The organism is Rouxiella aceris (genome assembly GCF_012933545.1).
In the GTDB taxonomy this organism is placed as follows: domain Bacteria; phylum Pseudomonadota; class Gammaproteobacteria; order Enterobacterales; family Enterobacteriaceae; genus Rouxiella; species Rouxiella aceris.
In genome coordinates this window covers 75020-95982 of sequence record NZ_JAADJU010000004.1, presented here as the reverse complement: position 1 = coordinate 95982, position 20963 = coordinate 75020, and the positions used below count along the sequence as shown (strand labels likewise).

26 protein-coding genes and 1 riboswitch are annotated in these 20963 nt (G+C 49.4%); of the genes, 12 read left to right on the top strand and 14 right to left on the bottom strand.

The annotated features are described in order from the left end of the window. Positions 1 to 248 precede the first annotated feature (248 nt). Positions 249 to 347 carry a YoaK family small membrane protein gene (locus tag GW590_RS08685; protein ID WP_169402635.1) on the bottom strand — a complete coding sequence of 33 codons (99 nt, stop codon included), beginning with the start codon at positions 345 to 347 and terminating at the stop codon, positions 249 to 251. Between the two features lie 243 nt (positions 348 to 590). On the opposite strand from GW590_RS08685, the gene GW590_RS08680 reads away from it, so the two are divergent. Then, positions 591 to 2156, top strand: a complete 1566-nt coding sequence (locus GW590_RS08680) for a sensor domain-containing diguanylate cyclase (RefSeq protein ID WP_235955899.1) — start codon at positions 591 to 593, stop codon at positions 2154 to 2156. 51 nt (positions 2157 to 2207) lie between these two features. On the opposite strand, the gene GW590_RS08675 is transcribed toward GW590_RS08680, so the two are convergent. Beyond that, positions 2208 to 2429 carry a hypothetical protein gene (locus GW590_RS08675; protein WP_169402634.1) on the bottom strand — a complete coding sequence of 74 codons (222 nt, stop codon included), beginning with the start codon at positions 2427 to 2429 and terminating at the stop codon, positions 2208 to 2210. A gap of 374 nt (positions 2430 to 2803) precedes the next feature. Here GW590_RS08675 and GW590_RS08670 point away from each other — a divergent pair, with 374 nt between their 5' ends. Then, complete coding sequence (locus GW590_RS08670) at positions 2804 to 3091, top strand: hypothetical protein (RefSeq protein ID WP_169402633.1); 288 nt, start codon at positions 2804 to 2806, stop codon at positions 3089 to 3091. Positions 3092 to 3154: 63 nt separating this feature from the next. On the opposite strand, the gene GW590_RS08665 is transcribed toward GW590_RS08670, so the two are convergent. From GW590_RS08665 to GW590_RS08655, 3 genes are all read right to left on the bottom strand, one after another. After that, on the bottom strand, positions 3155 to 3367 hold the full coding sequence (locus tag GW590_RS08665; protein WP_169402632.1) for a hypothetical protein: 213 nt from the start codon (positions 3365 to 3367) through the stop codon (positions 3155 to 3157). A gap of 168 nt (positions 3368 to 3535) precedes the next feature. Continuing rightward, positions 3536 to 5179, bottom strand: coding sequence for an ABC transporter substrate-binding protein (locus GW590_RS08660; protein WP_169402631.1), 1644 nt, complete (start codon positions 5177 to 5179; stop codon positions 3536 to 3538). 96 nt (positions 5180 to 5275) lie between these two features. After that, entirely contained in the window at positions 5276 to 5467 is a 192-nt protein-coding gene (locus GW590_RS08655; protein WP_169402630.1) for a YdfD/YebW family protein, read from the bottom strand. 200 nt (positions 5468 to 5667) lie between these two features. Between GW590_RS08655 and GW590_RS08650 the strand changes: the two genes are divergently transcribed. Next, positions 5668 to 5913 carry a DUF2766 family protein gene (locus GW590_RS08650; protein WP_169402629.1) on the top strand — a complete coding sequence of 82 codons (246 nt, stop codon included), beginning with the start codon at positions 5668 to 5670 and terminating at the stop codon, positions 5911 to 5913. A 47-nt stretch (positions 5914 to 5960) separates the two neighbouring features. On the opposite strand, the gene GW590_RS08645 is transcribed toward GW590_RS08650, so the two are convergent. After that, positions 5961 to 6197 (bottom strand): YobH family protein, encoded by a 237-nt coding sequence (locus GW590_RS08645; RefSeq protein ID WP_169402628.1) that lies wholly within the window; start codon positions 6195 to 6197, stop codon positions 5961 to 5963. 337 nt (positions 6198 to 6534) lie between these two features. On the opposite strand from GW590_RS08645, the gene GW590_RS24620 reads away from it, so the two are divergent. The 7 genes from GW590_RS24620 to cspE all read left to right on the top strand — a co-directional run bounded on the left by GW590_RS24620 (position 6535) and on the right by cspE (position 10640). Then, positions 6535 to 6663 (top strand): PhoP/PhoQ regulator MgrB, encoded by a 129-nt coding sequence (locus GW590_RS24620; protein WP_456239017.1) that lies wholly within the window; start codon positions 6535 to 6537, stop codon positions 6661 to 6663. 103 nt (positions 6664 to 6766) lie between these two features. Beyond that, a complete protein-coding gene (locus GW590_RS08635) occupies positions 6767 to 7039 on the top strand; it encodes a YebO family protein (RefSeq protein WP_169402626.1) in 273 nt (90 codons plus the stop codon). A gap of 109 nt (positions 7040 to 7148) precedes the next feature. Beyond that, on the top strand, positions 7149 to 7451 hold the full coding sequence (locus tag GW590_RS08630; RefSeq protein ID WP_169402625.1) for a phage protein NinX family protein: 303 nt from the start codon (positions 7149 to 7151) through the stop codon (positions 7449 to 7451). Positions 7452 to 7587: 136 nt separating this feature from the next. Further along, positions 7588 to 7824: a DUF4060 family protein gene (locus GW590_RS08625; protein WP_169402624.1), complete on the top strand. Its 237-nt coding sequence runs from the start codon at positions 7588 to 7590 to the stop codon at positions 7822 to 7824. 267 nt (positions 7825 to 8091) lie between these two features. Next, complete coding sequence (locus tag GW590_RS08620; protein WP_169402623.1) at positions 8092 to 9078, top strand: MBL fold metallo-hydrolase; 987 nt, start codon at positions 8092 to 8094, stop codon at positions 9076 to 9078. Positions 9079 to 10272: 1194 nt separating this feature from the next. After that, positions 10273 to 10389, top strand: a complete 117-nt coding sequence (locus GW590_RS08615; protein WP_072156473.1) for a DUF2627 domain-containing protein — start codon at positions 10273 to 10275, stop codon at positions 10387 to 10389. 41 nt (positions 10390 to 10430) lie between these two features. Continuing rightward, on the top strand, positions 10431 to 10640 hold the full coding sequence (gene cspE, locus GW590_RS08610) for a transcription antiterminator/RNA stability regulator CspE (RefSeq protein WP_002221949.1): 210 nt from the start codon (positions 10431 to 10433) through the stop codon (positions 10638 to 10640). A gap of 67 nt (positions 10641 to 10707) precedes the next feature. On the opposite strand, the gene GW590_RS08605 is transcribed toward cspE, so the two are convergent. Then, positions 10708 to 11430 (bottom strand): polyphenol oxidase family protein, encoded by a 723-nt coding sequence (locus GW590_RS08605; protein WP_169402622.1) that lies wholly within the window; start codon positions 11428 to 11430, stop codon positions 10708 to 10710. Positions 11431 to 11477: 47 nt separating this feature from the next. Continuing rightward, positions 11478 to 11603, bottom strand: coding sequence for a hypothetical protein (locus GW590_RS24455; protein WP_268952802.1), 126 nt, complete (start codon positions 11601 to 11603; stop codon positions 11478 to 11480). Positions 11604 to 11635: 32 nt separating this feature from the next. Between GW590_RS24455 and rlmA the strand changes: the two genes are divergently transcribed. After that, positions 11636 to 12451 (top strand): 23S rRNA (guanine(745)-N(1))-methyltransferase, encoded by an 816-nt coding sequence (rlmA, locus tag GW590_RS08600; protein ID WP_169402621.1) that lies wholly within the window; start codon positions 11636 to 11638, stop codon positions 12449 to 12451. A gap of 47 nt (positions 12452 to 12498) precedes the next feature. On the opposite strand, the gene mntP is transcribed toward rlmA, so the two are convergent. From mntP to manX, 5 genes are all read right to left on the bottom strand, one after another. After that, positions 12499 to 13071: a manganese efflux pump MntP gene (gene mntP / locus GW590_RS08595; protein ID WP_169402620.1), complete on the bottom strand. Its 573-nt coding sequence runs from the start codon at positions 13069 to 13071 to the stop codon at positions 12499 to 12501. Positions 13072 to 13081: 10 nt separating this feature from the next. Continuing rightward, a riboswitch (yybP-ykoY riboswitch) is annotated at positions 13082 to 13279 on the bottom strand. A gap of 217 nt (positions 13280 to 13496) precedes the next feature. After that, positions 13497 to 13955 (bottom strand): DUF986 family protein, encoded by a 459-nt coding sequence (locus GW590_RS08590; protein ID WP_169402619.1) that lies wholly within the window; start codon positions 13953 to 13955, stop codon positions 13497 to 13499. 77 nt (positions 13956 to 14032) lie between these two features. After that, on the bottom strand, positions 14033 to 14875 hold the full coding sequence (locus GW590_RS08585; protein ID WP_169402618.1) for a PTS mannose transporter subunit IID: 843 nt from the start codon (positions 14873 to 14875) through the stop codon (positions 14033 to 14035). A gap of 11 nt (positions 14876 to 14886) precedes the next feature. Then, a complete protein-coding gene (locus GW590_RS08580; RefSeq protein ID WP_169402617.1) occupies positions 14887 to 15684 on the bottom strand; it encodes a PTS mannose/fructose/sorbose transporter subunit IIC in 798 nt (265 codons plus the stop codon). 93 nt (positions 15685 to 15777) lie between these two features. Beyond that, positions 15778 to 16737, bottom strand: a complete 960-nt coding sequence (gene manX / locus GW590_RS08575; RefSeq protein ID WP_169402616.1) for a PTS mannose transporter subunit IIAB — start codon at positions 16735 to 16737, stop codon at positions 15778 to 15780. Positions 16738 to 17411: 674 nt separating this feature from the next. On the opposite strand from manX, the gene GW590_RS08570 reads away from it, so the two are divergent. Next, positions 17412 to 18974 (top strand): TerC family protein, encoded by a 1563-nt coding sequence (locus tag GW590_RS08570; RefSeq protein ID WP_169402615.1) that lies wholly within the window; start codon positions 17412 to 17414, stop codon positions 18972 to 18974. A 43-nt stretch (positions 18975 to 19017) separates the two neighbouring features. Here GW590_RS08570 and GW590_RS08565 read toward each other — a convergent pair whose 3' ends face one another. Continuing rightward, on the bottom strand, positions 19018 to 20598 hold the full coding sequence (locus GW590_RS08565) for an EAL domain-containing protein (RefSeq protein WP_169402614.1): 1581 nt from the start codon (positions 20596 to 20598) through the stop codon (positions 19018 to 19020). Positions 20599 to 20963 lie beyond the last annotated feature (365 nt).

Genomic DNA, 20963 nt, shown 5'->3' with positions numbered 1-20963 from the left:
GCAAGCTGTTTAGCTAACGAATGGTGAGCGCGGGTCGTAAATTGAAATGCCGCTTTATGCGGTGTTTCAATTTAATGGTGACATGGTCTTAATGTTGCACAAAGGGCAGTGCGGTTGGCAAGTCTGCTTTGACCGCCAAGGCGTTACTGCCGCCTAAAAATCGATATTGTCAGCAGTATGAAATACTACTCCGCTGATATGCATAGCCTATATTAAAAGCCAGCGTAACTGCCCATGCTGTCCCCGTCTCAACCGCCCGGCATTGCCGCACCGCTGGCAAAAAACCACACCATAAAGGCGACCGCACCGGCCAGGATGATAACGGGGGGAATAAATTTTATATTCATATTATCTCTTCTCGGGAAAAGGGCCGTTTTGCCCTTTGGATGCCCAGGGCGCAACAACTGTAGCATGATTGTCTCAATTTACTGCGATTTGGCATACAAATATACCGTAAGAGAAATATGTTTTTAACAAAGAAGGCGTTAGGCCGTAAAGACGGGTTAAAAAATCCTTAGGTTGTTGTGCCTGCTTTGCGGAGGTGTAAAGATGAGGTACTTTTGGCCCTGTAAGGCACTACAGTATTCCTTATGTCCTCTAAACATTTTTTTCGTCTCGATTTACGTCGCCTGATTTTGATCCTGGCGTTGATGAGCGCATTTATTACTCTGGCCAATAGTTTTTATGCCAGTTATCGCGTTCAGCGCCAGCTGTTGATCGACAATACCCTCGAAGAAAACCGGGTTTATGCCACCAAACTGGCTGCCAGTACCGAGCTTTTTCTGCAAAGTACCCAAAAGCAGTTGGCTTACAGTGCTCGGCAGGTTGCGAATAATTTTGATGACGGTGTCAGGCTGACTGCGGAAACCGATCGCCTTAAATATCAGACCGACAGTTTTAATTCGGTGGTGATCACCGATGTGCATGGCAAGATCCGCGCCACGTCGCCGGACAGTCTGCAATTGCTGGGCAAACAGCTTGCGACGCCGGGGGCGCTGGAGGCGCTGGAGAAACGGCGACCGCTGATTAGTAAACCCTATATTTCTGTTGCCGATAACCTGGTAATTAATATTTCATCGCCGATTGTCGATGCGGAAAATCACTATCGCGGCTATGTCGGCGGGACCATTTATCTTCGCCAAAAAAGTATCCTTAATGAGCTATTGGGGGAACATTACTATCGCGATGGTTCTTATATTGTGGTGCTCGATCAGGACCGGCGCATTCTTTACCATCAGGACAGAACGCGTATTGGTCAGATCGTCGATAGAAAGCCGATCACCGAGGCGATAAAGAGTAGTGATAACGGCAGTCAAACTATGTATAGCGCGCAAGGCATATCAATGCTGGCGGGCTATGCGGTCGTGCCTTCAGCGGGATGGGAAATTATTACCATGCGGCCGACGGAAGCTACGCTCAGACCGTTGGATGGGCTGATGTTCAAAGTTCTGCGCCATTTAACGCCGGTGGCACTGCTGACTTTACTCGTGCTGTGGTTCTGCTCACGGTTGATTTCTCAACCTTTATGGTTGCTGGCGCGCAGTGCCAATGAGATGGATAAGCCGGATGTGGCCACCAGCATCAAATCGATACCCTCCTGGTATTTTGAAGCCACCCAGCTAAAGCGTGCGCTGCTGATTGGTATCAGCCTGCTTCATAAAAAGATCGGCAAGCTAAAATTTGAAGTGCTTACCGATCCGCTGACCGGTTTATACAATCGACGCGGTCTGGCGGCCACGCTGGAGTCCCTGCAACAACTGAAACAAAGTAGTGCGGTGATTGCTCTGGATATTGATCATTTCAAAAAGGTGAATGATACCTATGGTCATGCGATTGGCGACGAAGTGATCCGGCTGGTGGCGCAGCAAATTCGTGCCTGTTCGCGAACCAGCGATATTCTTTTCCGCAACGGCGGGGAAGAGTTTTTGATCCTGCTGCCGGGAAGTTCACTGCAAATCGCCACTGACGTTGCCGAGCGTATACGTCTCAGTATTGAACAGATGAACATTCCCGATGCCGGAAATATTACCATCTCGTTAGGGGTTGCCTATTGGGCTGCGCATAAGGGGGAGATAGAGCCTGTGCTGAAATTGGCCGATGCATCGTTATATCAGGCCAAACAGCAGGGAAGAAATTGCGTGATAGTCGCTGCCTGAAATACCCGCCGGCATTTTGCGTGCGGGCGGGTTCAAGCTCGGCGCTAAGGGTTACTTTTGCGTAGCCGCCGCGGCCGCTTTCTCTTTTTTGGCTTTAGCCGCCATATGATGGCCTACGGCACAACCTGCAATGGCACCGGCAACCGCATGATGTGCCAGATGTCCGGCCACTCCGCCAACAGCAGCGCCTTTCAGACAGCCTTCGGCATGCGCGCCGACGCTCAGTGACATCAACATGGCCAAGGCGATAACACCGCTGGAAATTTTATTCATTACACCCTTCCCAAAACAAACAATAAACATGGCGAAAACATGTCATAACTGTTATCAGGTTGTCATCGCGCTATCTGTAAGCAAGTAATGCCTTTGTTACCAATTATTTCGTCAATAAGCTGCCAGGGGGGGATCCACGCCCGGCGGCGGCGAGTAGAGGCATTTACAAATTGCCGTAACCCCACGACCTGTTTTACTTCAGTTTAGGCTTGGTTTACTTGCAAGATTGTTTTAAAGTGAAATGAGCTGTATTAATTATAACCAATCAGGTGTTTTACCCCCGGTTTAACATCGTCGTGACTGCCTCTGCTAGACTGATCATAAGCCACTGCTGCAACGAATGTTATCGCTGATAAACACTGAAGGATGCCGCCATGTCCAATCAAGAGCAGTTTCAGGCACTTATCGCGCGTATTGATGCGCTGGAACAACGCGAAAAGCAACTTACCTACGCCTCCCATGCTTATCAGGCAATATTGACCACTCTGTTGGGTAATCTCGACAAGAATACCCGGGATAAAGTGATCACTATGGTCGATCAGGCCCATGATATTGCCTATGCCAAAGCCAATTTTGAACAAAAAGGCAATATCCTCGGTGCCGACGATATTACGCAACGGATTTTTCTGTTTGCTCAGGGCCGTGCCGCACAGTCAAGATAATAAGGCAGCCTGTTGCAGTTGACAAAGCAGGGGGCACCGCCTCGCTGCCGGTTATGGTGTTGTTTACAGGCGACGGTCGGTTTTGAGCAGATTAATGGCTGCGCCTATCAGTATCCGCCGCTGTACGCCTGCGGCGCTTAGCTGGTTTTCCAGATACTCGATTAACGAATCTGCCGTCAAGGGCTCGCCACGGTGGCGTAACTGGATAACACTTTCACCAATGATACGAGCTACTTCGTCCCATAGGGGCTGGATCTCGCCTGCCGAGAATTTCATATTCTCTCCCGTCTGTACGAGTTATCTTCAATCTATCATCTGCGAAACATGTGGCAAGCCTATTCCGTGTGCAAGCGGTGGTAGCAAAAAGCCAGAACGCCATTAGCAAAAGTTGCCCCGCCAATCAGTGGCCGGACGGGGCGAATAACCTCTGCAGCCAATCCGTTATCAGTGTTTAATCACATACAGATCTTTGGCGTAAACCACACCCTGTGGATTGTGATCGTCAAAACCACCGATATAGGGTTTGACCAGTTTGGCACTGACATAATGATAGAGTGGCACTACCGGTGCCTGCGCACTCAAAATATCTTCCGCCTGCTGATAGTCTTTTTTTACCTCATCCTTGCTACTGGCCGTCAGCGCATGATCCAGCGCTTTATCATAATCGGCATTGCGGAACTTGGGCGTGTTCTCACTGTTGTCGCTACGAAAGGTATTGAGGAAGGTGGAAGGTTCATTATAGTCCGCCATCCAGGCATAGCGCACCACGTCATAGTTACCCTGATGCATGGTATCGAGCATGGTTTTCCATTCCTGATTTTGCAATACCGCCGTGACGCCAAGATTTTTCTTCCACATTGAAGAGGCGGCAATGGCAATGCGCTGATGGGATTCATTGGTGTTATACAGCAGGTTGAACGTTAACGGATGCTGTGGACCAAAGCCGGCTGCTGCCAGCAGTTTCATTGCCTCGGCATTACGCTGTTCTTGGGTCCAACTGGCGGTTTTCGCTGCAGCAAAAGTATAACCGCCGGTATTTTTTGGCGTAATGGTGTAAGCCGCGGTTTGCCCCTGACCCAGCACCTTGTCGGCGATAATAGCTCTGTCTAAGCCGAGACTGAGCGCCTGGCGGACGCGCACATCATTAAACGGCGCTTTCTGATTGTTAAATGCGTAGTAATAAACGCCAAGGTTCGGGCCAACGTGGACCTGATCGCCGAGCTCTTTTTTCAGTGAGGCAAACTGAATTTCGGGAATAGTGCGGGTGATATCAATTTCGCCCGCTTTATAGCGATTAACGTCGGCGGTGCTTGAGGTCACCGGCAAGTAGGTGATTTTCGTCAGTACCGTATGGGCATTATCCCAGTAATTATCGTTGCGTACTGAGGTGATACGTTCGTTAACGGTCCAACTGTTGAGCTTGAAGGGGCCACTGCTGACTATATTCTCAGGCTGGGTCCATTTGCTGCCGAATTTCTCGATGGCGGCCCGATCAACCGGGAACAAGGAAGGATGAGCGACCATCTCCAGGAAGTAGGAGATAGGATGAGAAAGCTCAACCTGCACGGTTTGGGCGTCCAGCGCTTTAATACCCAACTGATCGGCGGGCATTTTGCCGGCAATAATGGCATCGGCGTTAAGCACACCGAGTGTGCTGAGATAGCTTTCGTAGGGAGACGCCGTTTTCGGATCGATCAGACGTCGCCAGCTATAAACCACATCCTCGGCGGTGATGGCGGAGCCATCAGACCAGCGTATGCCGGGTCGCAGATGAAAGGTCCATATTTTGTTGTCCTGAGACTGCCAACTGCTGGCCAGTTCAGGAAGGGCATTGCCGTTATCGTCAATACTGACCAGGCCGACAAAAAGGTCGTTGAGAATATTAAATTCAACATCGCTCTCGGACTTATGCGGATCCAGCGTGGCTGGTTCATCACTATTATTACGCACGACTTCCTGTTTTGCGTCCAGTGTTACCCCTTGCGGCACGGTGGCGGCATGGGCTGCCAGCGGGGACAAACATAAACCAGTAACCAGCAGTGCGCGAGGAAGTGCCTTGAAAGTTGTGTTGCTTTTTTGCATCGCCATTTTCCATTGCAATTAATATTTGATATATCAATGAGTAACAGACAATTGATAGCGCTATAATAATGATTAAGCAACCATTATAATGTTAATTAGCGTTCAGAAATCGTGCTGCTGATATGCGGGGATCCAATAGCCATCGATAAAATCCTCAATGGGATAACACCCGGCCTGCCGTAGCCCCTGTTGCCGCATGGCGACGCGGCACTCTTGAACGCTGTTAAAGGCATCCACCACCAGATCTTCACAGCCGCCGCCTAAATAACATACGGTTAAAACCAGCGCGAACATAGCGGCCTCCCTTTTATCCCGTTTAATCAAGCATAGAAGCTTTGCTGTAATTCAACAGCCCGGGATTACAGTTTGCGGATTTTTGCAGCGAGAGCCGCCTCAGTGAGCAGCAAAAGGCTAACCGGGTAAAAGCGATGCCAGCATGTTATCCTTTGCGCCGAATTTTTTATGAATGTTGCCAGTAGCGAGGAGTTACGGGGATGTCACAGAGCTTAACCCAGGATCAGGAAATTGAGTCGGATTTGGTTGCATGCCAGTTGGTGATCAAACAAATTCTAGACGTCATTGATATTATTGCGTCGCCTGAAGTGCGCGATAAAATGTCACATCAGTTAAAAAGTATCGATTTTAGCACTCATCCGGCGGGGGCCGATCCGGTGACCCGTCGTGCCATAGAAAAAGCCATTTCGTTGATTGACCTGAAATTTACCCGGCATGACAGCTAAAACCACCCGGTTGCCGGATAGCCGCAGGCATTGCCTGCGGCTATGATTTAAGATTTATCGACCACTTCGCCTATTTGCTTGAAAATAGGGCACTTCGATACGCCAACAATGCCGCTGTCACTGTGGATATACTGTGAGTCCACGATACCACGTGCGGTCAGATACTGGCATTTCAGCCCGAGGCCAGCGGCATTTTCGCTGCTGCCAACGGTAACTCCGTAACCAGAAAACAGAAAAATGGCATAAATCACGGCCAGCACGATAATGGTTCTTATAACACTCATTGCATTCTCTCCCTTTAACCCTGCCATGGTGGCAATACAGGGCCAGTAAACCAACCTGGACAGTTCCAGTGGGGGAAGAGTATAGCGACAAAGCCCTGGTGGCTAATGATCCTTTAGTCTGAAAAACATCGCAGGCAAAAAAAGGCGCAATTGGTGCGCTAGTCGCGAGTAGAGTCAACTGGACTTGATCTGTTTTAATTTTGTTTAACTAAAACGGGTTAGGATGGGATCCTACTTCCATACGTGTCGGACGCAGATTTTGGGCATCGAAAAGCGCGTGATAACTCTAAAGAGATCCGCTATCAAATTGAAGAAACCCGTATTCACGATCAAGAAAATCATTGTCTTTATTGTTTTTCTGACGTTATGCGTAGGGCTGTACCTGCTGGCTTTGAATAGCTATTGCGATCAGGGCGGCAACTTCGATCTCGGCATTTGCTCTGTCACCTCATTTATCCCCTGGTAACGGCAAAGGGCAAAACAGAACGCGCTATTTTTTGTGAAAATTTTCACTGCATCACAGACAATGTTAAGATAGTCACTTGGTTAATCAAGTTGTAGGGTTGTCAATGTTTGAGCAAGTGTTAGGCCCATCCAGTTTGGCCTCAATAGTGCTGTGTATTTTGTCGGCGCTGTTATTTTTGCTGGTGTGGTTTGTTGTCAACCGTGCCAGTGTCAAAGCGAATCAGCAGACGCAGTTACTGACTGAACTCGTGGTCCAGCAACGCCGTCAAACCGAGTTGTTGGAAGTGCTGGTATCCAGGGCGCAGGGCAAGGAGTCGCCAGAAAATAGCGATGATGACTCAGCGTTAAGCCTGCGGGGTTTTATCCCCGAAAGATAATAGCTTCAGCATAAAAAGAAACCGCCGCGATGGCGGTTTTTTTTGTTCATAAAACTGTCTTATTTCTGCTGTAGTTTGGGTTGGGACAACTTAGCAGGATGATATACCGATGATTAAATGGTCTGAAGAACAAGATAGCGAACTCAATCACAACGTCGCATTGCTGACCGGGGAAGAGCCCGATAAATGGTATCCCTACGGCGGTGTGAAAGGAAAAGATTACTGTAATAACCCCTCCGACGCCTGGCCAATCATATGCGCTAATAAAATCAGCTTGAATTTCAATGAAATGAAAAGTGATAAAGCCTGGTCAGCGCAGATTACCAGCCCACAGGGCCAGTGGCAGGCTGACAGCGTCAGGCCACTACGGGCGGCGATGATCTGCTTCCTGTTAAGTAAAACTTGCGCGTAGGGAAAAGCGCAGAGATACTCATTCTGTTACAAGCAATAAGCAAGGCAGTGATTCGAATAAGCATCGCGCAAGGCGATGCGTATCAAGTGATTAATGTTTCCTCATTTTGACAGCAGTGTCTAAGTTGGAGTCCATTATGAAGCGCATCATTAAAGGTGATAAAACTCTCTCTCATCTGGTTGTGGCTCATGCAGCCATCGACAGTCATGAAAAGGCCTTTGGCAAACGACGTCAGGGCTGGCCCTCAACTTACCTGATCAAATACCAAGACAAGCGTGTTGCCGTTGAAGTAGTGACGCGCCGACAGTCTTACGTTGCGACATTAATGATTGGAGCCCGAAACCTTACCAAGCTTTGTGGGATGGCAGCCTGAATGCGGGCTGACAGTATAATTCTTTAGCCCGACAGTGATTGTAACCTCTGAGTCACCCTGCCGACATTGGGTCAATGTCGGCAGGGTTTTTTATTGCCTGCTTTGCCGATAGCCCCATGTTGCGCTACCCATTGTCAGCGAGATGCAGGCAGGGGCAACATCAGCTTGCACTTTTTCTGAGAGCACCGACAAGCCTTTGTGTTAGTAAAGAAGCAGTCTATTGTCCTCTATGATATTGCTGATAAATATTTATCGCTAAGGGAAATCATGTCTGTAAAAAATCCCTACTATGATCCATCTAAATCGCACCATACTCCGCAAGGTTTTATCAATCCGGAAAAAGAGCCGCGTGCCAATGGCGACCTGAAACGCTGGCGTAAAGAGCGTAAACAGCAAGGTTTCCCGCATCCCCCGGCAAATGGCTATCAGCATTTTATCGAGCACTGGTGGCAGGCCGCAGATTTTAGCGGCACAGAGGATCGTTTGTGGTTTTTGGGGCACGCCTGCCTGCTGCTGCGTATCGCCGGGCGCTATGTGCTGACCGATCCCGTGTTCTCAGAGCGGGCTTCGCCACTGACTTTTTACGGACCCCGGCGCAAAACGCCGCCAACGGTTACGGTGGCAAACCTGCCGCCGATTGATTATGTGGTGATTTCCCACAATCACTACGACCATCTCGATAAACCGACCATTGTGAGTCTGTTGCGGCGTTTTCCCGATATCGTGTTTATGGTGCCTTTGGGCATGAGACCCTGGCTAAAGCGTCAGGGCGCACAAAAAATTGAAGAGCTCGATTGGTGGGATCAGCGGGAGATGGCGGGGATCAGTTTCCATGCCGTGCCTGCCCGTCACTGGAGTATGCGTACTCCATGGGATCGCAACCGTTCTCTGTGGTGCGGTTGGGTGGTCAAGCATCAGGCATTCAGTTTCTTTTTCTCTGGAGACAGTGGTTACAGCGATCAGTTTAGTCACATTGGCGAACGCCTAGGACCCTTTGATATTGCAGCGATCCCCATCGGCGCCTATGCACCAAGATGGTTCATGCATTTACACCATATGGACCCGCAACAGGCGGTACAGGTGTTTAAGGAGGCGCAATGTCGGCGTGCGGTTCCCATTCATTGGGGAGTATTTGAATTAGCTGACGAGTCCCTGGACGAGCCACCAAAAGAATTAGCTCGCGCCATTGCCGAGGATGGATTGAGCAAAGAAAAGTTTGCTCCCCTAAAAATAGGGCAACACATTTCACTGTAAAAAATGACGGCGCTCATTTTCAATTGGCGAAAAATGAGCGCTTCAATTCTTGTTGAGCGCAGGATTTAGCAATGGCGCGTTAAGTTAAATTATTTCACTTAACATCTCTTTTTACTCCTCCGCCGCTGGTTTTTGTGCGACCTTTTGTCATTAAAAAAAACCTGAGTTCCACTATCCAGAACAAACTGTGGTTCAATCTCATTATTCGAGATGACACCGCAGATAAATTGACTTTTCGGCCGTTAGCCAGTGGTTATCACCAGGCGGGTGGTCTCGCGAGCAAGTCACTGCTTTGCAAGGGCCGTCAGCTCTGGGTTCACGCGAGGTGCCTCGCTGACAAACCTATTAGTCATCCAGGTAAGCGAAAAGCAAAAATGGAAAAAATAATAGTCTGATAATAAAAATGCCAACTGGCTCACGGTTATTATAAATTTAATTATTGCATATGCTTTGCCGTAATTTGAATATGCGATGTATTTTCAACCAGCGGGTTTAATATAAAATTCATCCAAGGGTAAAATATGTCCTGTAGGGTTGCATTGTGATGGATGTTGCGGAGCGACATTTTTTTAAAAGCGTGGCGTTGCGTGGAAAACTGAATCTTTGCCGATTATATCTGGCACCGTTTCGTCGCACGTTTAAGGTGCAGGGGAATAGGGGGGCGGAGTTATTTTGCACCAGGGTAGTACGAGAGTGCCTGTTTTGATTAGTGTATAGCCAATCACGTTAACTGTTTTTATTGCTTTTATTTTAAGCAATTCCTACCCTCGTCGGGTACTGACTTCTGGCCTCCTGGGCACAGCTCCGACAGCAGAGAAGCCTGCTATGACTGCAACCGGCATCAAGCACAGGATTTTTTGATCTGCAGGTTGGTGCACTTTAAAACTTGCGTACAAGCCTTTTGTGTTATATCAAATACAATAATAATTCAATTAAAGCTGAGCGTGTCTCTTATCGTCTGGCATTTATTGATCAATAATCGTCGACAGGTCGTTATTGTTTTGATTGTTGGGTGCGGCTTGCTTCTGAGCAGAAAAAAGCAAACCTATCAACCTATTTTGGCGTGTCTGGACAGGAAGTGCCTGTAACCGACTCAAATATGTGCGACAAGTCCATCACTGATTAAAAATGGCTTGCCATCGAATTCAGAGTATGTGATAACGCATCTGGGTAAAACGAGGTACAGTTCTGTATATGTGTGGCATTTTCAGTAAAGAAGTTTTGAGTAAAGACGTTATCGTTGAATACCGCTTCTCTGCCGATTTTTATCTTAGTGCCTCAAGCAGTAACGACTCAAGTTTGTCTGTGTAACGCCGTAGGGCGGTTTAAACAATCCAAAGGAAATACTCAAAATGGCAAAGATCAAAGGTCAAGTTAAGTGGTTCAACGAGTCTAAAGGTTTCGGTTTCATCACTCCAGCTGACGGCAGCAAAGATGTGTTCGTACACTTCTCTGCAATCCAGGGTAACGGCTTCAAAACCCTGGCTGAAGGCCAGAACGTTGAGTTCGAAATCCAAGATGGCCAGAAAGGCCCATCTGCAGTTAACGTAACTGCAATCTAAGCAGCGTTAGCTGTAAAAAAAACCCGCCATGGTGCGGGTTTTTTTATGGCGTTGACAAGCTGACGATTTAGCCTGCTGACGCGGCGGGCAGAATAATAATCCCCGACTGCTGGTTACGGCCGCTAATCCCCGGATGTGTGGGGTCCAGAGCACGCTGCAGGCTGTTACGACGAAAGCTGGTATATTTGTATCCCTTGGCCGCTTGTGACGCTGGCGTGCAGATGGTGCAACTTCCTGCCAGGTCCACTGCCGCAAATCCGGCCCGGGTCAATTTGGCGAAGGCGATAGCGGGCAGATCAAGATGACGATGGCGGGGAGAAATGAGCGCCGGGGGCAAATCGAGGCCTTGCTGGAACTCATCGACCAGTTCCTCGCTCACCTGATAACAACAGGGACCTGCTGCCGGACCTATTGAGGCGACCCAATCCTCGGTTGACCCGCTCTGATTTATCCTCTGCGCCATCTGCTCCAGAATGCCCTGATGCAAGCCGCGCCAGCCGGCATGGACCACTGCCACCGCCTTGCCTTGCTTGTGGCTGAACACCACCGGCAGACAGTCGGCGGTAAACACCGTGAGCAGAATACCAGGCTGTTCGGTGTAGAAGCCATCGGCTTCACCGCATTGCTGCTGCGGATGAGTCACATCAATAATGGTGATGCCATGAACCTGCTTCTTTTCAGGCAAGGTATGGCTGAAGGCTTGCAGCGTTTGGGGTAATAACGCATCTTTGCTGCCAAAACCATGTTTGATGGTGGGGATTTGGTTAAGCAGGGCTGAAATATCACTCATAACATCACTATGGTTAATAGAAAACGAGTAAAAGCAGTGTAGCCGGGTTAGCAGGTGACTGACCATGTCTTTTCACTTGCCAGCGCAGCAGCAGGGCTGCCGGGCAGCAGTTGCAACTGGCTGCGGGCTTCTTTAGACTGAGCGGCAATCACCCGCAAGACGCCGAGTGCCAACCTCTCGCTGCTTCATCTTTCTGGATACCCGCATGACCTATCAATGTCCTCTTTGCCACCTTCCTTTACACGCCGTTGATAAACAGTGGCGTTGTGAAAATAATCATCAATTTGATAATGCCAAAGAGGGATATGTCAATTTGCTGCCGGTGCAGCATAAAAGATCCAAGGAACCCGGTGACAGCGCCGAAATGATGCTCTCAAGACGCACCTTTCTTGAAGGTGGTCATTACCAGCCGCTACGCGATCGGCTGGTTAGCCTGTTGGCAGACAAACTGAGTGATAGCGAAGGGGCGATCCTCGATATTGGCTGTGGCGAGGGCTACTACACCTCGGCGCTGGCCCAGGAGCTGAATGTATCGGGCAGTCTGCAGGTTTACGGGCTGGATGTGGCCAAGGTGGCGATACGTTACGCCGCCAAACGCTACCCTGACGTACGGTTTTGTGTGGCGTCCAGCCATCGCCTGCCGTTTGCTGACGCCTCGCTGGATGCCATTGTACGCATTTATGCGCCCTGCAAGGCCGAAGAGCTGCATCGGGTACTAAAACCTGCAGGATGGGTACTGACCGTTGCACCAGGGCCACGACATCTCTATCAGATCAAGGCCTGCATTTATTCTGATGTGCAGTTGCATAGCGATGTAGCAGAGGAACTGGCGGGGTTTGATTGCATCAGCAGCGAGTCACTGAGCTATATGATGACGCTAAACGGCCAGCAGGCTTTTGATTTACTGCAGATGACGCCCTTCGCCTGGCGAGCAACGCAAGCGTTGATGCAGGATCTCTCCCAGCGGCCAGAATTTAGCTGCGAAACGGATTTCATGATCCGTCTGTTTCGCCGTCAGTAGTGCCAGAGGCTCGCCCCCGATAGTCAAAGAGATCGGGGGCAGGGGGATTACGCGATATAGCCGAGATGTTCGAGCAGGATATTGCAGCCGATACCAATCAGCACCACGCCGCCGAGAATCTCCGCCCATTTGCCCAGCAACGGACCAATAAAACGGCCCAGCATAATGCCAATGGTTGCCATGGTCATGGTTGCCAGACCAATAGCCAACGCGGTATGCAAGATATTGACTTCAAGAAATGCCAGACCCACGCCAATGGCCATAGCATCAAGGCTGGTGGCCACTGCGGTAGTGGCGAGGATCCAAAAGCTATGGCTGCTCTGCAACGGAGCTTCTTCGTCGGTTTTATTTTTGCAGCCTTCATAGATCATTCTGGCACCAAGAATAAACAGCAGGGTAAAGGCTACCCAGTGATCCCAGGCCATAATGTATTGAGTGGCAAACAGCCCGATGCCCCAGCCAATAAGCGGGGTAATAGCTTCAATAACGCCAAAAATCAGACCGGTACGGAAGGCTTCACGAAAGCGGGGTTTATGCAGGGTGGCACCTTTGCCAATAGAAGCAGCAAATGCGTCCATGGACATGCCAAAGGCGAGAATAATGGTGGCAGATAAATTCATTGAAAAGACCTCGGCCGGGTGGCTCCATATACACGTAACCCACCCCCAACCTTACGACGGAGCTACGTGCCTATGGTCTCGCCAACCTTCCCAGGATGCTCGCACCACGTTTAAACAACAAACGAGTATGTTGATACGAGCGTTTATAAATTTATCTTTAATGTAAAGAATTAAATGTATAAACCGGCTACTCCCCAATGACGGCGCAACCTTAACATATTATTTTGTTGCCAGACAACCCTAAATATTGTCAATAGGGCAATTAATAATGATAACCATTAGCATCCGTAAAATGTCATTAACAACTGCGCGGAAATAATAGACGAACTAATAAGGCTGCGGTCGAAAATATAATTTAGCTGGCTAATGAATAAGCGGAATTACGTCACTCGCCACTTTGTCATTTTAGTTAATATTTATTCATATCATTGATAATTAACCATTAATTTGTATATGTTTTCCAGATCGTCCAGATGGTTAACGCGAATTAATAGTTTTTTCTGTTCCAGCTGAATAACCAGTATGCCGTCTTCTGACAGGTTCATTGCCTGGATGCGCTCATAGGTAATGAAGCTATTGGCATAGAAAAAACCTGTGGGTTTAAACAGCATCTTTGGCCAGCGAATAAACGAAATATAGAAGGCAATCAGCCCGAGACTGATTAACAAATAGGTAGTCAGCAGACTGCCGTGGGCAGTGATATTGTTGTAAAGCAAAATGATCAACAGGCCAATAAAAATAACCGCATCAATCTTGTTTCTGCGTTGGAGGTTAACTCTTAACTGCGTTTTTCCCTGTCTTTTATCCATGATAAATTCATCATAAATGGCATAAGCCAATAGCAATAAAATGAAAATAATCAAGGCAATATCTGTTACTGACATCCTGAGTCTCCCGCTACGCAGTGGATTTTAACAATAAAAAACCGGGGGTTATCACGCCCCCGGTTGCTGCCTGGTCATTACAGACCGAGCAGGCCGATCCAAAAACCGAAAATACCGATGACGAAGAAGCCGATGATAATCCACAGCGCATTGACCTTCCTGCGCAGCAGCCACATACAACCAAAGGTCAGCAGCAGAGGAACCAGGCCCGGCATTAACTGGTCGAGGATGCTTTGTACCGTGGTCACCGTCGTATGACCGGCGTTATCGGTGATCTTCGAGACGACCAACGGAATGTTGACATGCGTCCACTTGTTGACCAGCGCCCCCATGACAAAGAGGCCGAGAATTGACGCCCCCTCGGTCAATTTCTGCAGGAAGCCGCCGCCCATATCGTTAACGATATCGACACCTTTGCGATAGCCGTAAGCCACACCGTAATAACGGTTTAACAGACGTACCAGGTTAAACAGAATAAAGAACAGCAGAGGCCCGAGCAGGCTACCACTCATGGCAATACCGGCACCCAGGGCCGCAAATACCGGACGTACGGTACCCCAGAAAATCGGGTCACCGACACCGGCCAGAGGTCCCATCAGACCGACTTTCAGGCCGTTGATGGCCGCATCGTCGATTGGTGCGCCATTGGCACGTTGTTCTTCAAGCGCCAGCGTTACACCCAGCACCGGGGCTGCGACGTAAGGATGGGTATTAAAGAACTCCAGGTGACGTTTAATCGCCTGTTTACGATCGTCGTTGTTTTCAGGATAAAGACGACGAATCACCGGCACCATACAGAAGCAGAAGCCAAGCGCCTGCATACGTTCAAAGTTCCATGATCCCTGGAACAGGTTTGAGCGTAGAAACACACCGCGAATATCGGCAGGCGTGAGTTTTTTCTCTTGAGTTTGATCGACCATTTCTCTCACCCTTAGTCTAATTCGTTGTCGAGATCGTTAACAGCCTGAGGTCCAGAAGCCTGTGCAGACTTATTGTATTTTGGACTCAACTGGATATAGAGCACTGCCATCACCATCCCGATTACACCCAGTGCAACCAGGTTGAAGTTGGTGAATGCGGCGGTCACAAAGCCCAGGTAGAAGAATGGCATCAGATAGCCGGCACGCATCATGTTAATAACCATGGCGTAACCAACAACGACGATCATCCCACCGGCAATGTTCAGACCACTGGTGACAACGACTGGGATCGAACTCAGCATGCTTTGTACTACGCTGGTACCGACGGAAACACCGACGATAACGGCAGGGATAGCAATACGCATGGCTTGCAGGATCAGCGCAGAAACGTGGATCCAGGATATGGCACTCAGGTTGCCCTTTTCAGCGGCCTTGTCGGCTGCGTGCTGGAATGCCACGGTAATGGTACGCACGATAATGGTTAATACCTGACCGGCTGCAGCCAAAGGTATGGCCAGCGCGATACCGGCACCAATTGATTGTCCACCGGCGATAACCAGGATGGTGGAAATAATCGAGGCGAGGGCGGCATCGGGAGCCACGGCGGCACCGATGTTCATCCAGCCCAGGGCGATCATTTCCAATGTCCCGCCGATAATGATACCGGTTTTCATATCGCCGAGAACCAGACCAATTAACGTACAGGCTACTAACGGACGGTGAAACTGAAACTCATCCAGAATGGATTCCATCCCGGCAATACATGCGACAATAAATATCAGCACAATTTGTAGTGTGGTGATCTCCATTGACCTTCTCCTATACCTACGGATTCCGAGTAAAATAATGCCAGCATAACCGGCCTGTGACCTTGATGTCGTCAGGAGCGGTTGGTCGGCCTATTAATTCATTTTGTTAATCATATCCATCATTTTCAGACGACTGTCTGAAGAGACTTTGCGCACTTCCAGCTCAATACCTTTTTCATTTAATTTCTTAAATGCTTCAATATCTTTGGCATCAACAGAGACCGCATTATTCACCTGGGTTTTACCCTGTTTAAATGCCATGCCGCCAATATTCACCGAGGTGATATTGACACCTGCTTCAACCACGCGCAGTACATCAGTTGGATTGGTAAACAACAACATAACGCGATCGCCGGCATATTTCGGATTATCGTAAACGCGGATCGCTTTTGCGACATCGACAACATGCGCGGTGACCCCTGGAGGAGCAACCTGAGTGAGCAGCGTTTTACGCACGGTATCGGCGGCTACTTCATCACTGATGACAATAATACGGTTAACGTTGGTTTCTTTGGTCCAGCGGGTGGCAACCTGACCATGGATCAAACGGTCGTCGATACGTGCCAGACCGATTTTCATATGATCGTTAGGACCCAGAGGTTTCGCCGGAGCTGCAGGCTTGGCAACCGGGGCTGCGGTGGTAGTCACTGTAGCTTCCGGTAGTTTCAGGGCTCTGACGCCCAGGCGACCGGTTTCAATGGCGACAGCAGTCAGTTCGACAAGGGAAGGGTTGTCATCACGAGCCATAAAGGTTTCAACCAGCATCGGAATATTTACCCCGGTGACCACCTCATAACCCTCTTTATCGACGACAATACGACTGGCGGCGTTGAAAGGACTTCCCCCCCAGGTGTCGACTAAAAATAGAACACCACTACTCGTGTCTAGACCTTCGAGCTTCGCGTTGTATTTCTCAATCAATGTATCGGCGTTTTCCCCAGGCACGAAATCGATATAAGCGACGTTTTGCTGATCGCCTATTAACATTTCCGTTGTTTTCAGCAGCTGTTCGGCCGCTGAGCCATGAGTGCCGATGATAATAGCAATACTCACTCGCTACCTCCTCTTTTAACCCGGCTGGCGGGTTGTGCACTTAAGTGATAAAGCATATTTTTGTTCGTCAGTATATTCAGTTGACGAATGCTGTGTTCCCTACATTGTTTTCGTGTAAAAAAAACTTAATTCTCCCTTTATTTCTGAAAAATCAACGAACATTCATTGAAATAGAACATCGGAAATTCCGAATGGATTTATTTTAGTGTGTGAAAAAATAAATTTTGTGACGACTGTCAGTTATTCGCAGACCCGCTCGGCAATGTGCAGACTGTTTTTGCGATTTAGATGATTTGTCGCACGAAACAACAAAAGCATAGGCGCTGTTCGCGGAATGCGCTTGTAAATGACACTTTGCGTTGATGAATAGAGCTGTTACAGTATATTTCCAATTATTACACAGGAGTACCGGGCCTCAGCCCACCCTATGGACTGTCACCGACGACGCTTTACTACAATCACTACCACAAGTACGTTTCGCTTCCCCCCATGCAACACACGACAGGCTTGGCCCTCGCGCCATTACCTCAGCCTTTCTGCCGCTATGCTCATGCGTTTCCATTGGCTCAGTGCCAAAGACGGTGTGTTATCCGCCGTTGATCGAACCCAGGTTATCCGGTGTGCCAACCCTCACGTCCCGGCCTTCTTTCTGATTACTCACTGCGGAGTCTGATATGGAATTTTTAATGGATCCTTCTATTTGGGTCGGTTTGCTGACGTTGATCGTGCTGGAGATCGTGCTGGGGATCGACAACCTGGTGTTTATTGCCATTCTGGCGGACAAGCTACCGCCAAAACAGCGCGATAAAGCCCGTCTTATCGGTTTATCGCTGGCGTTAGTTATGCGTCTGGGCCTGCTGGCACTGATTTCATGGATGGTAAAACTGACCACTCCGCTGTTTAGCATTGCGCAGTTCACCTTTTCGGGACGCGATCTTATTCTGCTGCTTGGGGGGCTGTTTCTGTTGTTTAAAGCCACCAGTGAGCTGCATGAGCGCCTGGAAGGGGAGGCTGAAACCGGCAACAGCAACCGTGGCTACTCGGGGTTCTGGTCGGTTGTTATCCAGATCGTCATATTGGATGCCGTCTTCTCGCTCGATGCGGTGATCACCGCCGTGGGGATGGTTAATAACCTTGCGGTGATGATGACCGCGGTAGTGATCGCCATGGGCATGATGCTGCTGGCGTCGAAAGCGTTAACCCGCTTTGTTAACGCTCATCCCACCGTGGTGGTGCTGTGTCTGAGTTTCTTGCTGATGATTGGTCTGAGCCTGATTGCCGAGGGATTTGGTTTCCATATTCCTAAAGGCTATCTGTATGCCGCCATCGGTTTCTCGGTGCTGATCGAACTGTTCAATCAGATTGCCCGTCGCAACTTTATCCGTCATCAGTCACGGATGCCGCTGCGTGAGCGGACCGCCGAGGCGATTTATCGTTTGATGGGCGGAAAACGCGATAACGATCACCGTGGCGAAGAGCCGCAGGATGAAACCAAATCTGCAGATGAAACCTTTGCGGAAGAAGAGCGTTTTATGATCAGTGGCGTACTGACCCTGGCTTCCCGCTCGCTGCGCAGCATTATGACCCCGCGCACCGAGATTTCCTGGGTCGACTGTGAACGCTCCACCGATGATATCCGTATGCAGTTGCTGGATACGCCGCACAGCCTGTTTCCTATCTGCCGCCAATCTCTTGATGATGTGATTGGTGTGGTGCGTGCCAAAGATCTGCTGGTGGCGCTGGAAAACGGTGAAGATATTGTTGCCTTTGCCGAACAAACGCCGCCTATTGTGGTACCTGAAACCATGGACGTGATCAAATTGCTGGCGGTGCTGCGCCGGGCCAGAGGACGTCTGGTGGTGGTCAGCAATGAGTTTGGTGTGATCCAGGGGCTGGTGACACCGCTGGACGTGCTGGAGGCCATTGCCGGGGAATTCCCCGATGAAGATGAAACGCCGGATGTGGTGGTTGACGGCGACGGCTGGCTGGCGAAAGGCGGTACCGATCTACATGCGCTGGAACAGCGGCTGAATACTTTTGAGCTGGTCAGTCCAAACGCCGATTACGCTTCCCTTGCCGGGTTGCTGTTATCCGAATCCGGGCAAATGCCGGTGGAGGGCGAAGTGATAACCATGCCGCCGTTGCGCTTTGAGATTATCAAGGTGTCTGAATACCGCATTGAAAGCGTACGTATTAGCAAGATTGCGCCCAACGATCGCCGTCCAGAAGAGGAGTAATCGGCAAGGTCTTCGCTGCGGCCGTGTCTGTGGCCGCAGCGGTTTAATCAGCGATGGCTTCGGCGCGGATATTATCTTGCTGGTAGCGCTCAAGCCAGATAGGGAAAACATCAATCGGCATTGGGCGGGCAAAATAGTAGCCCTGCAACGCTTCGACTTTTCTGTCACGTAAATAATCTGCCTGTTCACGGGTTTCCACCCCTTCGGCAATCAGTTTCAGCTTCAGTCGCTGGGCGAGGGTAATGATCGAGTCGGTGACGGTGGCGTTAATAGCATCGGTGCCAATGGCGGCAGTAAAGGCGCGATCGATTTTCAATACATCCGGGTTCAGCGTCTTGAGGTAACTCAGTGAACTGTGACCGGTACCAAAATCATCAATCGCTAACTGGACGCCGATTGCCTTTAATTGCTCGATTTGTTCGGCGGTCAGTTCCTGCAGGCGAGTTCTTTCGGTCAATTCCAGCATCAACGATACCTGAGGATTGGCCGGCAGCCAGAAGTCGTGAATATCCTTCAGAATCTCCATATTATTGAAATGCTGAGCGGCAACGTTAATGCTGATATAAAAATTCGCGTTGCTCGGAAAGTAAGCCAGATTATCGCTGACCTGTTTAATGAGATAACGTGTCAGGGCGATAATCAGTCCATGTTGTTCTGCCAGCGGGATAAATACATCGGGAGAGACCCACTCCTGGCGGCGGTTCTTCCAGCGCATCAAGGTTTCTACCCCAATACACTTTCCGTCTTCACTATTGATAATCGGCTGGCAATAGACCTGAAACTCACGGTGCGAGATAGCGTGGCTAATGGGATAAGCCAGGCTGATGCGGCTGCCGGAAAACAGATAGATAGCAAACGAAGCCAGCAGGCTGATCAAAATAGACAGCGGCAAATGGTTTGGCAGTTTGCTCCAGGCCAGGGCGAGGGGCGGACGGCCATAGATAGAAACTGAGAAATTGTATTTTTCCGAATGTACGTCAAGTAGCGGCACGTCCGGAATGCTGGCGCGTGGCGTAATGCTTTTTTTATCGTACTCCAGACTTTGCTGCATCACGTTCAGCACGATTCTGTTGGCAAAAGGCGGCTGGGGTTCAAGTAAGAAGCTGGAGAGAATGTCGATATTATAAATAAACAGCAAGCCATTGCGGTTATCCGTGCTCTTCGGTTGCCAGTAGATCAGGGTGGGAACCGGATCGCTGGTCATCATTGCCGGGCGCAGTTCCAGATTGGTCACGCCTTCCAGCATATGCGGCAGCGCCTTGCTAAAGTCGATATCTAGCGCACCCAGCAGGCTCGAACAGACTATGCGGGCATCTTTTACGACAGCAATGGCGCGCAGGGTTTGCAGTTTGGCCACACTTTGCTGCAAGGAGGGCTGGAGGGCGGGGCATTGCTGGTCAGGTTCGATAGCGGGAAGCGAAGTGATATTTTGCACCGGGAAGAAAATCTTATCGAGCTTTTCAACCGTATGGCTCGCCACCCGTTGCTGGTCATCGCCAATCGCCTGCTTTTGCTCATAGATGCGGATCCCCAGGGTGAAAAGCAGTGTCACTAACCCCATCGCAATAGCCAGTGCCAGTCGATAATAGCGATATTTTGCAAGACCAATGGGGGAGATTGGCATCGTACTAATCCTTTTCTTCCGTTTAAAATCAGGCTACATAACAGGCTATTGGTCTGCGTCAGAATTTAAAATAAATCATCAACGAAGTTCATCATATTGATTGATAGTAGCCCTAAAATATTCTGCCGCTCGTCCATTGATAAGGTTTTCTACCCGTAATACAGCAAGCTGCATCTTTGTTGGCTGCCTCTGGCCACATATTAGCTGTACCAGGGGGAACCGTGCAGTTGCCGCCAGAATGCGGCGCGAAATATGTTGGGTATCTCTCTGTGCTGACCATAATGTATTCAACAGGTTATTGCTATTTTTTATACAAACTTTCCACTTTCCTTACATGAAAGTCAAAAGAGTAAAAACGCATGCAC

Excerpts from the sequence above, each read along its gene's own strand:
- GW590_RS08685 (WP_169402635.1), bottom strand. The coding sequence starts at position 347 with ATGAATATAAAATTTATTCCCCCCGTTATCATCCTGGCCGGTGCGGTC.
- GW590_RS08680 (WP_235955899.1), top strand. The coding sequence starts at position 591 with ATGTCCTCTAAACATTTTTTTCGTCTCGATTTACGTCGCCTGATTTTG.
- GW590_RS08675 (WP_169402634.1), bottom strand. The coding sequence starts at position 2,429 with ATGAATAAAATTTCCAGCGGTGTTATCGCCTTGGCCATGTTGATGTCA.
- GW590_RS08670 (WP_169402633.1), top strand. The coding sequence starts at position 2,804 with ATGTCCAATCAAGAGCAGTTTCAGGCACTTATCGCGCGTATTGATGCG.
- GW590_RS08665 (WP_169402632.1), bottom strand. The coding sequence starts at position 3,367 with ATGAAATTCTCGGCAGGCGAGATCCAGCCCCTATGGGACGAAGTAGCT.
- GW590_RS08660 (WP_169402631.1), bottom strand. The coding sequence starts at position 5,179 with ATGGCGATGCAAAAAAGCAACACAACTTTCAAGGCACTTCCTCGCGCA.
- GW590_RS08655 (WP_169402630.1), bottom strand. The coding sequence starts at position 5,467 with ATGTTCGCGCTGGTTTTAACCGTATGTTATTTAGGCGGCGGCTGTGAA.
- GW590_RS08650 (WP_169402629.1), top strand. The coding sequence starts at position 5,668 with ATGTCACAGAGCTTAACCCAGGATCAGGAAATTGAGTCGGATTTGGTT.
- GW590_RS08645 (WP_169402628.1), bottom strand. The coding sequence starts at position 6,197 with ATGAGTGTTATAAGAACCATTATCGTGCTGGCCGTGATTTATGCCATT.
- GW590_RS08635 (WP_169402626.1), top strand. The coding sequence starts at position 6,767 with ATGTTTGAGCAAGTGTTAGGCCCATCCAGTTTGGCCTCAATAGTGCTG.
- GW590_RS08630 (WP_169402625.1), top strand. The coding sequence starts at position 7,149 with ATGATTAAATGGTCTGAAGAACAAGATAGCGAACTCAATCACAACGTC.
- GW590_RS08625 (WP_169402624.1), top strand. The coding sequence starts at position 7,588 with ATGAAGCGCATCATTAAAGGTGATAAAACTCTCTCTCATCTGGTTGTG.
- GW590_RS08620 (WP_169402623.1), top strand. The coding sequence starts at position 8,092 with ATGTCTGTAAAAAATCCCTACTATGATCCATCTAAATCGCACCATACT.
- GW590_RS08615 (WP_072156473.1), top strand. The coding sequence starts at position 10,273 with ATGTGTGGCATTTTCAGTAAAGAAGTTTTGAGTAAAGACGTTATCGTT.
- cspE (WP_002221949.1), top strand. The coding sequence starts at position 10,431 with ATGGCAAAGATCAAAGGTCAAGTTAAGTGGTTCAACGAGTCTAAAGGT.
- GW590_RS08605 (WP_169402622.1), bottom strand. The coding sequence starts at position 11,430 with ATGAGTGATATTTCAGCCCTGCTTAACCAAATCCCCACCATCAAACAT.
- rlmA (WP_169402621.1), top strand. The coding sequence starts at position 11,636 with ATGACCTATCAATGTCCTCTTTGCCACCTTCCTTTACACGCCGTTGAT.
- mntP (WP_169402620.1), bottom strand. The coding sequence starts at position 13,071 with ATGAATTTATCTGCCACCATTATTCTCGCCTTTGGCATGTCCATGGAC.
- GW590_RS08590 (WP_169402619.1), bottom strand. The coding sequence starts at position 13,955 with ATGTCAGTAACAGATATTGCCTTGATTATTTTCATTTTATTGCTATTG.
- GW590_RS08585 (WP_169402618.1), bottom strand. The coding sequence starts at position 14,875 with ATGGTCGATCAAACTCAAGAGAAAAAACTCACGCCTGCCGATATTCGC.
- GW590_RS08580 (WP_169402617.1), bottom strand. The coding sequence starts at position 15,684 with ATGGAGATCACCACACTACAAATTGTGCTGATATTTATTGTCGCATGT.
- GW590_RS08570 (WP_169402615.1), top strand. The coding sequence starts at position 17,412 with ATGGAATTTTTAATGGATCCTTCTATTTGGGTCGGTTTGCTGACGTTG.
- GW590_RS08565 (WP_169402614.1), bottom strand. The coding sequence starts at position 20,598 with ATGCCAATCTCCCCCATTGGTCTTGCAAAATATCGCTATTATCGACTG.